This window comes from Schlegelella aquatica (assembly GCF_026013905.1).
Taxonomy (GTDB): domain Bacteria; phylum Pseudomonadota; class Gammaproteobacteria; order Burkholderiales; family Burkholderiaceae_C; genus Caldimonas; species Caldimonas aquatica.
On the sequence record NZ_CP110257.1, the window covers coordinates 2,881,701 to 2,894,041 of the forward strand.

General features: G+C 67.7%; 12 protein-coding genes. 9 read left to right on the forward strand and 3 right to left on the reverse strand.

What is annotated here, in order from left to right:
- The first annotated feature begins 125 nt into the window (after positions 1-125).
- From OMP39_RS13165 to OMP39_RS13200, 8 genes are all read left to right on the forward strand, one after another.
- On the forward strand, positions 126-2,060 hold the full coding sequence (locus tag OMP39_RS13165; RefSeq protein ID WP_264892184.1) for an AMP-dependent synthetase/ligase: 1,935 nt from the start codon (positions 126-128) through the stop codon (positions 2,058-2,060).
- An 80-nt stretch (positions 2,061-2,140) separates the two neighbouring features.
- Positions 2,141-2,926: an ABC transporter ATP-binding protein gene (locus OMP39_RS13170; RefSeq protein ID WP_264894577.1), complete on the forward strand. Its 786-nt coding sequence runs from the start codon at positions 2,141-2,143 to the stop codon at positions 2,924-2,926.
- Positions 2,927-2,945: 19 nt separating this feature from the next.
- Positions 2,946-3,875 (forward strand): branched-chain amino acid ABC transporter permease, encoded by a 930-nt coding sequence (locus OMP39_RS13175; protein ID WP_264892186.1) that lies wholly within the window; start codon positions 2,946-2,948, stop codon positions 3,873-3,875.
- 89 nt (positions 3,876-3,964) lie between these two features.
- Positions 3,965-5,029: a branched-chain amino acid ABC transporter permease gene (locus OMP39_RS13180; protein WP_264892187.1), complete on the forward strand. Its 1,065-nt coding sequence runs from the start codon at positions 3,965-3,967 to the stop codon at positions 5,027-5,029.
- A 59-nt stretch (positions 5,030-5,088) separates the two neighbouring features.
- Positions 5,089-6,417 (forward strand): ABC transporter substrate-binding protein, encoded by a 1,329-nt coding sequence (locus OMP39_RS13185; RefSeq protein ID WP_264892188.1) that lies wholly within the window; start codon positions 5,089-5,091, stop codon positions 6,415-6,417.
- A 134-nt stretch (positions 6,418-6,551) separates the two neighbouring features.
- Positions 6,552-7,358, forward strand: coding sequence for an ABC transporter ATP-binding protein (locus tag OMP39_RS13190; RefSeq protein ID WP_264892189.1), 807 nt, complete (start codon positions 6,552-6,554; stop codon positions 7,356-7,358).
- A gap of 97 nt (positions 7,359-7,455) precedes the next feature.
- Entirely contained in the window at positions 7,456-7,755 is a 300-nt protein-coding gene (locus OMP39_RS13195) for a hypothetical protein (protein WP_264892190.1), read from the forward strand.
- Between the two features lie 20 nt (positions 7,756-7,775).
- Complete coding sequence (locus OMP39_RS13200; protein WP_264892191.1) at positions 7,776-9,047, forward strand: phenylacetate--CoA ligase family protein; 1,272 nt, start codon at positions 7,776-7,778, stop codon at positions 9,045-9,047.
- A 79-nt stretch (positions 9,048-9,126) separates the two neighbouring features.
- On the opposite strand, the gene OMP39_RS13205 is transcribed toward OMP39_RS13200, so the two are convergent.
- Positions 9,127-9,672, reverse strand: coding sequence for a rhodanese-like domain-containing protein (locus tag OMP39_RS13205; RefSeq protein ID WP_264892192.1), 546 nt, complete (start codon positions 9,670-9,672; stop codon positions 9,127-9,129).
- Between the two features lie 224 nt (positions 9,673-9,896).
- Between OMP39_RS13205 and OMP39_RS13210 the strand changes: the two genes are divergently transcribed.
- Positions 9,897-10,871 (forward strand): tripartite tricarboxylate transporter substrate binding protein BugD, encoded by a 975-nt coding sequence (locus tag OMP39_RS13210; protein WP_264892193.1) that lies wholly within the window; start codon positions 9,897-9,899, stop codon positions 10,869-10,871.
- Positions 10,872-10,961: 90 nt separating this feature from the next.
- On the opposite strand, the gene dtd is transcribed toward OMP39_RS13210, so the two are convergent.
- Both dtd and OMP39_RS13220 read right to left on the reverse strand, forming a co-directional pair.
- On the reverse strand, positions 10,962-11,414 hold the full coding sequence (gene dtd, locus OMP39_RS13215) for a D-aminoacyl-tRNA deacylase (RefSeq protein ID WP_264892195.1): 453 nt from the start codon (positions 11,412-11,414) through the stop codon (positions 10,962-10,964).
- Position 11,415: 1 nt separating this feature from the next.
- Positions 11,416-12,336, reverse strand: a complete 921-nt coding sequence (locus OMP39_RS13220; RefSeq protein ID WP_264892196.1) for a cation diffusion facilitator family transporter — start codon at positions 12,334-12,336, stop codon at positions 11,416-11,418.
- Positions 12,337-12,341 lie beyond the last annotated feature (5 nt).

Genomic DNA, 12,341 nt, shown 5'->3' on the forward strand with positions numbered 1-12,341 from the left:
ACGCGGGTTTTTCCCCACGGGGCGGACCCTAGGATTGTCGTCGCAATGACAACTTAACGTCAAACTTGCCCCTAGCATCGCGTTCACACTGGGCACGCCCCATCGCGCGTGCCAAGGAGTTCACGGTGCAGACGACGTTTCCCCGATTGCTGCTCGAGCACGCCGCCCGGCGCCCCGACGCGCCTGCGCTGCGCGAGAAGGAGTACGGCATCTGGCAGACGCTGACCTGGGCCCAGCTCGCGCAGATGGTGCGCCACTTGGCCGGCGGGTTGGCCGAAGCCGGTTTGCAGCGGGGCCAGCACGTGGTGGTGATCGGCGAGAACCGCCCGCGGCTGTACGCGACGATGCTGGCGGCGCAGTCGCTGGGCGCCGTGCCGGTACCGCTGTACCAGGACGCGGTGGCGGCCGAGTTCGTCTATCCGATCAACAACGCCGAGGTCGCCTTCGCCGTGGTCGAAGACCAGGAGCAGGTCGACAAGCTGCTCGAGATCCGGGCTCAGTGCCCGCAGCTGGCATGCATCTGGTACGACGACGGCCGCGGCCTGCGCAACTACCGCGAGCCGGGCCTGGAAAGCCTGGATGCCCTGATCGAGCGGGGCCGGGAGCACGACGCCCGGCATCCCGGCCTGTTCGAGGCCGAGGTGGAGAAGGCCCAGGCGGACGACGTGGCCGCGATGTTCTTCACCTCCGGCACCACCGGCAACCCCAAGGGCGTGGTGCACACCCACCGCTCCTTGCTCGACCGCGCCGAGGCCGGGGCACGCTTCGACCACCTCACCGAGCGCGAGGAGGTGCTGGCCTACCTGCCGCCCGCGTGGATCGGACAGAACTGCTTCAGCTACGCCCAGTGGCTGGTGTGCGGCTACGTGGTGAACTGCCCCGAGTCGTCCTCCACCGTGATGATCGACCTCAAGGAGATCGGGCCCACCTACTACTTCGCGCCACCACGCATCTTCGAGGGCCTGCTCACCAGCGTCACCATCCGCATGGAAGACGCCGGACGCCTCAAGCGCTGGCTCTACAAGACCTTCATGGACGTGGCGCGGCGCGTGGGGCCCAAGCGCATGGACGGCCAGCGGCTCAGCTTCACGGAAAAGCTGCTGTACGGGCTCGGCAACCTGCTGGTGTACGGGCCGCTGCGCAACAACCTGGGCATGAGCCGCATCCGCGTGGCCTACACCGCGGGCGAGGCGATCGGACCGGACCTGTTCACCTTCTACCGCTCGATCGGCATCAACCTCAAGCAGCTCTACGGCTCGACCGAGACGGCGGTGTTCGTCTGCCTGCAGCCGGACCACGAGGTCAAGGCCGACACCGTCGGCGTGCCGATCGAAGGTGTAGAGATCAAGCTCGATGCGAACGGCGAGATCCTCATCCGCTCGCCGGGGCTGCTCAAGGAGTACTACAAGAACCCGCAGGCGACCGCCGAGGTCAAGACCGAAGATGGCTGGTACCGCAGCGGCGATGCCGGCTTCATCGACGCCAGCGGTCATCTCAAGATCATCGACCGGGCCAAGGACGTGGGCCGCATGGCCGACGGTTCGATGTTCGCGCCCAAGTACATCGAGAACAAACTCAAGTTCTTCCCGCACATCAAGGAGGCGGTGGCCTTCGGCGACAAGCGCGACAAGGTCTGCGCCTTCATCAACATCGACTTCGAGGCCGTGGGCAACTGGGCCGAGAAGCGCGGGCTCCCCTATGCCGGCTATACCGACCTGGCCGCCAAACCCGAGGTGTACGAACTCATCCGCGAGTGCGTCGAAAAGGTCAATGCCGACCTCGCCGCCGACGAGAAACTCGCCGGCAGCCAGATCCACCGCTTCCTGATCCTCCATAAGGAGCTCGACGCGGACGACGGCGAACTCACCCGCACCCGCAAGGTCCGCCGGGGCTACATCGCCGAGAAGTACCAGGTGCTGGTCGACGCCCTGTACGCGGGCAAGTCCTCGCAGTACATCGAGACGCAGGTGCGCTTCGAGGACGGGCGCACCGGCACCGTGAGCGCCGACCTGGCGATCGTGGATGCCAAGACCTACCCCGCCATGAGGAGGGCCGCATGAGGGCCGCAGCGATTCCTGTCATGCGGGCGGCCGACGTGCCCGCCCCCGCCCTGACCCCGGCCACCGACAGCGACGCGCCGGTGGCCGGCCGCAAGATCGGCGACGTCATCCTGGACGTGCGCAACATCTCGCTGAGTTTCGGCGGCGTCAAGGCGCTCACCGACATCAGCTTCGACGTGCGCGAACACGAGATCCGCGCCATCATCGGCCCCAACGGCGCCGGCAAGAGCTCGATGCTCAACTGCATCAACGGCGTGTACACCCCGCAGCAGGGCACGATCACCTTCCGCGGCCAGACCTTCCATCACATGAACTCGCGGCAGGTCGCCGAGATGGGCGTGGCGCGCACCTTCCAGAACCTCGCGCTCTTCAAGGGCATGAGCGTGCTGGACAACATCATGACCGGCCGCAACCTGCGCATGAAGAGCAACCTCTTCCTGCAAGCGCTGCGCTGGGGGCCCGCCGAGCGCGAGGAGATCGAGCACCGCGAGTTCGTCGAGCGCATCATCGACTTCCTCGAGATCCAGGCGTGGCGCAAGACGCCCGTCGGGCGCCTGCCCTACGGGCTGCAAAAACGCGTGGACCTGGGCCGCGCGCTGGCGATGGAGCCGCAGGTGCTGCTGCTCGACGAGCCCATGGCCGGCATGAACGTCGAGGAAAAGCAGGACATGTGCCGCTTCATCCTGGACGTCAACGACGAGTTCGGCACCACCATCGTGCTGATCGAGCACGACATGGGCGTGGTGATGGACATCTCGGACCGCGTCGTCGTGCTCGATTACGGCAAGAAGATCGGCGACGGCACCCCGGACGAGGTGCGCAACAACGAAGACGTCATCCGGGCGTATCTCGGCACCTCGCACTGAACACGTCAGGACAACGACCATGGGATTCTTCATCGAGACACTCATCGGCGGCCTGATGGCGGGCATGCTGTATTCGCTGATCGCACTCGGCTTCGTTCTCATCTTCAAGGCCTCCGGCGTCTTCAACTTCGCGCAAGGCGCGATGGTGCTGTTCGCCGCGTTGGGTATGGCGCGCTTTGCCGAGTGGTTCCCGCAGTGGTTCGGCTTCGAAAGCAAGGCGCTGGCCAACGTGCTCGCCTTCGTCGCCGCGATGGCGATGATGGTCGTCGTCGCCTGGCTGATCGAACGCCTGGCGCTGAGCAAGTTGGTCAACCAGGAGGCCGTCACCCTGCTGATGGCCACGCTGGGCATCACCTACTTCCTCGACGGCTTCGGGCAGACGCTGTTCGGCAACGACATCTACAAGATCGACGTCGGCATGCCGAAGGACCCGGTGATCGTCGGCGACAGCCTCTTCCAAGGCGGCATCCTCATCAGCCAGGAGGACCTCATCGCCGCGCTGATCGCGGCCGCCCTGGTCACGCTGCTGTCGGTGTTCTTCCAGAAGACGGCCACCGGCCGCGCGCTGCGCGCCGTCGCCGACGACCACCAGGCGGCGCAGTCGATCGGCATCCCGCTCAACCGCATCTGGGTGATCGTCTGGAGCGTGGCGGGCTTCGTCGCATTGGTGGCCGGAATCATCTGGGGCTCCAAGCTCGGCGTGCAGTTCTCGCTGTCGCTGGTGGCGCTCAAGGCGTTGCCCGTGGTGATCCTCGGCGGACTCACCTCGGTGCCGGGCGCGATCATCGGCGGACTCATCATCGGCGTGGGCGAAAAGCTCTCCGAGATCTACATCGGCCCGTACTTCGGCGGCGGCATCGAGATCTGGTTCGCCTATGTGCTGGCCCTCGTGTTCCTGCTCGTGCGCCCACAAGGCCTCTTCGGCGAAAAGATCATTGATCGTGTATGAGCACGAGCAATGCTTCGCTGCGGCCTGACTTGGCAAGGCCGAGTTGAGCCAAGCGTGCCGAAACCCAAAGATCATCGACTGGAACCACCATGTTCTACAGAGAAAACGGCCAGTTCAAGACGAGCTATCGCGCCGACCTCGCGATCTTCCCGATCAAGCAAGACCGCATCGCGATGGCGCTGCTGCTGCTCGTGGCGATCGTCGTGATCCCGTTCACCGCCGACGAGTACCTCTTCCGTGCCATCCTGATTCCGTTCCTGATCCTGTCGCTGGCCGCGCTGGGGCTCAACATCCTGGTGGGCTACTGCGGTCAGATCTCGCTGGGCACCGGGGCCTTCATGGCGGTGGGCGCCTACGCGGCCTACAACTTCCATGTGCGCATCGACGGCATGCCGCTGCTCGCCTCGCTGCTGCTCGGCGGCGCGAGCGCCACCGTCGTCGGTGTCATCTTCGGTGTGCCCAGCCTGCGCATCAAAGGCCTGTACCTCGCCGTGGCGACGCTCGCCGCGCAGTTCTTCGTCGACTGGGCCTTCCTGCGCATCAAGTGGTTCACCAACGATTCGCCGTCGGGCTCGGTCAGTGTCGCGGGGCTCAACGTCTTGGGCATGCCGATCGAAACACCGGTCCAGAAGTACCTCTTCTGCCTGGCCTTCGTGCTGGTCTTCGGTCTCTTGGCCAAGAACCTCGTGCGCAGCGCCATCGGGCGCGAGTGGATGGCGATCCGCGACATGGATGTCGCGGCTGCGGTCATCGGCATCCGCCCGGTCTACGCCAAGCTCACCGCGTTCGCGGTCAGCTCGTTCATCGTCGGCGTGGCGGGGGCGTTGTGGGGCTTCATCTACCTGGGTGCCTGGGAGCCGGCCGCCTTCAACATCGACCGCTCGTTCCAGCTGCTCTTCATGGTGATCATCGGCGGCCTGGGCTCCATCATGGGCAGCTTCTTCGGCGCGGCGTTCATCGTGCTGCTGCCGATCCTGCTCGACGCCGTGCCGCGGTGGCTGGGCGCGCCGCTGTCCACCGCGATGGCCGCGCACCTCACCTACATGATCTTCGGCGCGCTGATCGTCTTCTTCCTGATCGTCGAGCCGCACGGACTGGCACGGCTGTGGTCCACCGCCAAGGAAAAGCTGCGGCTGTGGCCATTCCCGCATTGATCTTCCGGCAACGAGTTCCCTCGCACCTTCGAGTGCCCACCACCAAAAGGAGACAAGAGATGAAACTGAAGTCACTCGCACTCGCTGCCGCTTGCGCGGCCGCGGTGTCCGGCTCGCTGATGGCCCCGCCTGCCCATGCGCAGGCCAAGGAGCAGTTCTTTCCGCTGCTGGTCTACCGCACCGGCCCGTACGCGCCCAACGGCACGCCCTGGGCCAACGGCAAGCAGGACTACATCAAGCTCATCAACGAGCGCGACGGCGGCGTCAACGGCGTCAAGCTCACGTTCGAGGAGTGCGAGACCGGCTACGCGACCGACAAGGGCGTGGAGTGCTACGAGCGCCTGAAGGGCAAGGGCGCGACCGTCTTCGACCCGCAGTCCACCGGCATCACGTTCGCGCTCACCGACAAAGCGCCGGCCGACAAGATCCCGCTGATCACGCTGGGCTACGGCCTGTCGGCCTCGCAGGACGGCGGCGTCTTCAAATGGAACTTCCCCTTGATGGGCAGCTACTGGACCGGCGCCGACATCCTGATCCAGCACATCGGCAAGAAGGAAGGCGGCCTCGACAAGCTCAAGGGCAAGAAGATCGCCCTCGTCTATCACGACTCGCCGTTCGGCAAGGAGCCCATCCCGCTGCTTGAGGAACGCTCCAAGATGCACGGCTTCGAGCTGCTGAAGATCCCGGTCACCGCGCCGGGTGTCGAGCAGAAGTCCGCCTGGCTGCAGGTGCGCCAGCAGCGCCCCGACTACGTGCTGCTGTGGGGCTGGGGGGTGATGAACTCCACCGCCCTGAAGGAAGCGCAGGCCACCGGCTACCCGCGCGAGAAGATGTACGGCGTGTGGTGGGCCGGGGCGGAACCCGACGTGAAGGACGTCGGCGAAGGCGCCAAGGGCTACAACGCGCTGGCGCTCAACGGCTACGGCCAACAGCCCAAGGTGATCCAGGACATCCTGAAGCATGTGCACGGCAAGGGCATGGGCACCGGCCCCAAGGAAGAGGTCGGCTCCGTGCTCTACACCCGCGGCGTGATCATCCAGATGCTGGCGGTGGAAGCCGTGCGCCGCGCGCAGGAGCGCTTCGGCAAGGGCAAGGTCATGACGGGCGAACAGGTGCGCTGGGGCTTGGAGAACCTCGCGCTCGACCAGAAGAAGCTCGACGCGCTGGGCTTCAATGGCGTGTTGCGGCCCATCAGCACCTCGTGCCAGGACCACATGGGGTCGACCTGGGCCCGCGTGCACACCTGGGACGGCAGCAAGTGGAACTTCAGCTCCGACTGGTACCAGGCGGACGAACAGATCATCCGCCCGATGGTGCGCGCCGCGGCCGACAAGTACGCCAACGAAAAGAAGCTGACCCGCCGCACGCCGCAGGACTGCCAGTCCTGATCCACCCCGTCGCGGCTCGCGCCGCGCCCCCTCGAGGGGGCGCCGCCTCTGGACCGGCCGTGCCGGTCCAGAGGCGACACTCGAAATGGACCGGGCAGCCTCGCGGCTGCCGGCCCCACGGCAGAGGAACTTGCATGAGCAACGTGCTACTCAACGTCAACGGCATCGAGGTGATCTACAACCACGTGATCCTCGTGCTCAAGGGCGTGTCGCTGCAGGTGCCCGAAGGCAGCGTGGTCGCGCTGCTGGGCGGCAACGGCGCGGGCAAGACGACGACCTTGCGGGCGGTGAGCAACCTGCTGGCCGGCGAGCGCGGCGAGGTCACCAAAGGCTCGATCGAGCTGCGCGGCGAGCGCATCGAAAAACTCACCCCGGCCGACCTGGTGCACCGGGGCGTGGTGCAGGTCATGGAAGGCCGCCACTGCTTCGGCCACCTGACGATCGAGGAGAACCTCCTGACCGGCGCCTACACCCGGCGCGACGGCAAGGCGGCCATCGCCGAGACGCTGGAGAAGGTCTACACCTACTTCCCGCGCTTGAAGACGCGCCGCCACTCGCAAGCCGCGTACACCTCGGGCGGCGAGCAACAGATGTGCGCCATCGGCCGCGCGCTGATGGCCAATCCGAAGATGGTGCTGCTCGACGAGCCGTCGATGGGTCTTGCCCCTCAGATCGTCGAGGAGGTCTTCGAGATCGTGAAGGACCTCAACGTCAAGGAGCGGGTCACCTTCCTGCTGGCCGAGCAGAACACCCGGGTCGCGCTGCGCTACGCCAGCTACGGCTACATCCTCGAGAACGGCCGCGTCGTGATGGACGGCACGGCCAAGGACCTGGCCGAGAACGAAGACGTCAAGGAGTTCTACCTCGGCATGGGCGGCGGCGACCGCAAGAGCTTCCGCGACGTCAAGAGCTACAAGCGCCGCAAGCGCTGGCTGTCATGAATCAGGCGAGGCTGGCCGGCGGACGCAGGCCGGGCCCGAATCCGAGGACGAACCGACCCGCCGGCACGACCCATGTGCCCAGGTGCAAGGTGCTTCCATGACGACGGACGACTTCTCTTTCGCGTTGCCGCCCTTCAAACCGGACGAGGCGATCGTGAAACTGCGCCGCGACCTGCGCGAGTTGCGGGGTCTGACCGCGCGCGGCGACTCGTTCGAGTACCGCGGGCACCCCGTCGTCTTGCTGACGCTCGAGCCGGACTGCATCCGCGCGAAGGTGGTCGAGCGGCCGGCCCGCACACCGCATTGGGAGGACCGGCGCCTGGCGAGCGGGGCCGACGTGCGCCGGTTCACGGAAGACGTTCGGCGCCGTCTCGCGCGCTGGAACGAGGACGAATGAGACCGAAGGAGCTCCAGGCCATGCCGGAACCCGCCCCCTACTACGACGACCTCGAATGCCGCGACCCCGAGCAGCGCGAGCGCGCCCTCTTCGCTGCGCTGCCGGCACAGATCGCGCATGCGCGCGCGCAGGCCCCCGCCTACGCCGAACTGCTGCACGAGGTGGACCCCGACGCCATCACGTCCCGCGCGGCCCTCGCCCGACTGCCGGTGGTGCGCAAGCACGAGCTGCTGGAGCGCCAGAAGGCGCGGCGCGCCGACGATGTGTTCGGCGGTTTCGCCACCGTCGGCTGGCGCGGCCAGGGTCCCGGGCGCGGAGCGCGTCGCGTGTTCCAGTCGCCCGGCCCCCTGTACGAGCCCGAAGGCGCGGCCGCCGACTACTGGCGCATGGCCCGCGCGCTCTACGCGGCCGGCTTCCGCGCCGGTGACCTCATCCACAACAGCTTCAGCTATCACCTGACGCCCGCCGGCTCGATGATGGAAACGGGCGCCCACGCCATCGGGTGCACCGTCTTCGCCGGTGGCGTGGGCAACACCGAGCTGCAGTTGCAGGCGATCAGCGAGCTCAAGCCCCAGGGTTACGCCGGGACGCCGAGCTTTCTGAAGATCCTCCTGGACAAGGCGGCCGAAGCCGGCATCGGGCTGCCCTGGCTGCGCAAGGCCTTGGTCTCCGGCGAGGCGTTTCCGCCCTCGCTGCGCGACTGGCTGGCGGAGCGTGGCGTGCAGGCCTTCCAGTGCTACGCCACGGCGGACCTCGGCCTGGTGGCCTACGAAACCCCGGCGCGCGAAGGGCTGGTGCTCGACGAGCACGTGATCGTCGAGATCGTGCGTCCCGGCACCGGCGACCCGGTGGCCGAAGGCGAGGTGGGAGAAGTGGTCGTCACCACCCTCAACCCCGACTACCCCCTCATCCGTTTCGGCACCGGCGACCTGTCGGCCGTCCTGCCCGGACGCTGCCCCACCGGCCGCACGAACACGCGCATCCAAGGCTGGATGGGCCGGGCCGACCAAACCGCCAAGGTGCGCGGCATGTTCGTCCACCCCTCGCAGATCGCCGACGTCGCCCGCCGTCATCCCGAGATCGGGCGCGCGCGGCTCGTGGTCTCGGGCGAGATGGCTCAGGACCGGATGACCCTGCGCGCCGAAGTGGCCTCCCCGGCGCAAGGGCTGGCCGAGCGCATCGCGCAGACGCTGCGCGAGGTGACCAAGCTGCGCGGCGAGGTCGAGCTGTGTGCCCCGGGCACCCTGCCCAATGACGGCAAAGTGATCGAGGACGCCCGCCGCTACGAGTAGAAAAGAAAAGGGCGCCTGGGGGCGCCCTTTCGTCTGGTGCGGTCTGGGGGTCTGGTGAGGTCTTGCGCGTACGCTCGCCTCAGCGGGCGCCCGCGACCTCCCACAGGGCGAAGGGGTGCGGGCGGCGCAAGGCATGCGCCGCCATGCGCAGGTCGCGCTCGTTGTCGTCGCGCACCACGAGACGCTGCGGCACCGGGGCCCGCACCGCCACCTCCCGGCTGACCTTCCCCCCGGCCAGCTGCCATTCCTCGAGCCCGCCCACCAGCCAGTACACCTTGCCCGGAGACACGCTCTCCAGCCGCGCATGCAGACGCGCAGCCCCCTCATCGCCCGGCAGGCCGTACACCACCACGCCGCGCGAAAGGTCGATGCCCCGGGCGCTGACGAGCGCCTCCAGAGCGGCCAGGTCCAGGCTGTCGACGCGCGCCGACACGGCCCCCGGCAGGTGGCCCTGCGCATACGCCGCGGGCGCCCGTACGTCCCACGCGATCGCGCCGGAGGCCAGTGCTTCGCGCGCATGAGCCGCAGACACCGGCTCCGCATGGGCGGCGCCGGCCCAGAGCATGACGGCCACGGCCGCCCACGCGCTCAGCGCGCTCTTCCCGGATGCCCTGATGCCTGCCATGACTGCTCTCCTGATGCGATGGAGCGAGGGTAGACACCGCCCTTATGGACGTCCAATACACTTTCGGAATTCCCAAATCACTGCTACACATATAGAAGCGCAGCGCGCCGGACCTAGGGGCGCTCCTTACGTAGTTCCCACCGGGCGGCGGGGGCGCCCGGCCCTTAGCATCGGCCGGTCTTTCGGACTCGCACCGAGAGTCCCTTTCCGCTTAGGAGACACGCATGAAACGTCTGCTGATGGCCGCCGCGGTCGCGGCCCTGACCTCCGGGGCAGCCTACGCTCAGGACTACCCCACCAAGCCGGTGACCTTCGTCGTTCCGTTCGCGGCGGGCGGGCCGACCGACAAGGTGGCGCGCGACCTGGCCGACACCATGCGCAAGGCGCTGGGGGGCCAGATCATCATTGAGAACGTCGCGGGCGCCGGCGGCACCCTGGGCGCCACCAAGGTCGCCAAGGCCGCACCGGACGGCTACACGATCCTGCTGGCGCACGTGGCGATGGCCACCTCGCCCGCGCTGTACCGCAACCTCCAGTACAAGACGCTGGAGGACTTCGAGTACATCGGCCTCATCAACGAAGTGCCGATGACGCTGATCGGCCGTCCCACGCTGCCGGCCAACAACTACGCCGAGCTGCTCAAGTGGCTCAACGACAACAAGGGCAAGATCAACCTGGCCAACGCGGGCCTCGGCTCGGCCTCGCACCTGTGCGGCCTGCTGTTCATGTCCACCCTCAAGATCGACATGACCACCGTGCCGTACAAGGGCACCGGCCCCGCGATGACCGACCTGATCGGCGGCCAGGTCGATCTGATGTGCGACCAGACCACCAACACCACCACGCAGATCGAGGGCGGCAAGGTGAAGGCCTATGCCGTGACCACGGCGAAGCGCCTGGCCACGCCGGCGCTCAAGCACCTGCCCACCCTCGACGAGTCGGGACTCAAGGGATTCAACGTCACGATCTGGCACGGGCTGTACGCGCCCAAGGGCACGCCCAAGCCTGTCCTCGACAAGCTCAATGCCGCCCTCAAGACGGCGCTGAAGGACCCCGAGTTCCTGAAGCGCCAGGAATCGCTCGGTGCGGTGGTGGTGACGGACAACCGCGTCAATCCGGCGGATCACAAGAAGTTCGTGGAAGCCGAGATCAACAAGTGGGGCCCGGTCATCAAGGCCGCAGGCCAGTACGCCGACTGAGCGGGCCGGCCACGCCGCCAAGGCGGTGGGCCGCAGCGCGCACGGGCCGCCTTCGGGCGGCCTTTTTCATGGCCGCCCGGCAGGCGGGCGTCACGCCCCTTCGGCGGCGAACCGCAGCGGTATCGTCACCGGCCCGTCGTTGACGAGGTGCACCTGCATGTGGGCGCCGAAACGGCCGGTGGCAACCTGCGGATGCGCAGCGCGCAAGCGCGACACCACATGCTCGTAGAGCTGCCGCCCCTGCTGCGGCGGCGCCGCCCCGGCGAAGCTCGGACGATTCCCGCCCGAGGTGTCGGCGGCCAGCGTGAACTGCGAGACGATCAGCAGGCCGCCTCCGACGTCCTGCACGCTGCGGTTCATCTTGCCCGCCTCGTCCGAGAAGATGCGCAGCTTGAGCAGCTTGGCGACCAGCTGGTCCGCCTGGGCCTCGGTGTCGCCCGGCTCGGCGCACACGAAGACGAGCAGCCCCCGGCCGATCGCGCCCACCACCTCGCCCGCCACTTCGACGCGCGCTTCGGCCACCCGCTGCACCAGCGCCAGCACCTCAGCCCTCCTCGATCGGGTCGTGCCCGGTGCCCGGCTGCGCGGCCAGCGGTTCCGCGGCCACGGGGGCGAGCTCGATCGTCACCCGCAGCCCGGGCACCCGCTCGATCAGCGCGGCGGCGAGCGTCTGCCGCAACTGCATCGCCCGGCCCACGCTCCATTGCTCGGGCACGTGCAAGTGCAGTTCGCAGAAGCGATGCCGCCCGGCGCGCCGCGTGCGCAAGTCGTCCGCGCGCACCCCATCGGCGGCCCACCCCTGCACGTGGGCGGCGATGACGGCCTCGATCTGACGCTGCTCCTCGGGGTCCAGGGCGCGGTCCATCAGCCCGTGGGCCGAACGGTAGAGCAAGGAAGCGCCTTCGCGCACGATGTTCAGCGCGACGGCGATCGCCAACACCGGGTCCAGCCACTGCCAGCCGGTGACGGGCACGAGCAGGAGCCCCGCCACCACCCCGGCCGAGGTGTACACGTCGGTCATCAGGTGCCGTGCGTCGGCCTCGAGCGCGATCGAGTGATGCTCCCGAGAGGCGCGCATGAGCATCCAGGCGACGCCCGCGTTGATGAACGAGCTCAGCACGCTCAGGGCCATGCCGAGGCCCAGGGTTTCCAGCGGCTGAGGCCGCAGCAGCCGGTCCACCGCCGCCACCATGATGGCCAGGGCCGCGAGGAAGATCAACAGGCCTTCCAAGGCGCTCGAGAAGTACTCGGCCTTGGCATGTCCGTAGTGGTGTTCCGAATCCGCCGGCCGCTGGGAGACGCTCACCATCCACAGCGCAAAGAGCGCCGCGGCGAGGTTCACCACCGATTCCAGCGCATCGGACAGCAGCCCCACCGAATCGGTCACCCACCAGGCGCCCGTCTTGAGCGCGATGGTGGCCACCGCCGCGGCGACCGACAGATGCAGATAGCGCTGGATCTTCACCGACG

Bases quoted from the DNA above. Each gene is read 5' to 3' on its own strand.
- OMP39_RS13175 (WP_264892186.1), top strand. From the start codon at position 2,946: ATGGGATTCTTCATCGAGACACTCATCGGCGGCCTGATGGCGGGCATG.
- OMP39_RS13180 (WP_264892187.1), top strand. From the start codon at position 3,965: ATGTTCTACAGAGAAAACGGCCAGTTCAAGACGAGCTATCGCGCCGAC.
- OMP39_RS13185 (WP_264892188.1), top strand. From the start codon at position 5,089: ATGAAACTGAAGTCACTCGCACTCGCTGCCGCTTGCGCGGCCGCGGTG.
- OMP39_RS13190 (WP_264892189.1), top strand. From the start codon at position 6,552: ATGAGCAACGTGCTACTCAACGTCAACGGCATCGAGGTGATCTACAAC.
- OMP39_RS13195 (WP_264892190.1), top strand. From the start codon at position 7,456: ATGACGACGGACGACTTCTCTTTCGCGTTGCCGCCCTTCAAACCGGAC.
- OMP39_RS13200 (WP_264892191.1), top strand. From the start codon at position 7,776: ATGCCGGAACCCGCCCCCTACTACGACGACCTCGAATGCCGCGACCCC.
- OMP39_RS13205 (WP_264892192.1), bottom strand. From the start codon at position 9,672: ATGGCAGGCATCAGGGCATCCGGGAAGAGCGCGCTGAGCGCGTGGGCG.
- OMP39_RS13210 (WP_264892193.1), top strand. From the start codon at position 9,897: ATGAAACGTCTGCTGATGGCCGCCGCGGTCGCGGCCCTGACCTCCGGG.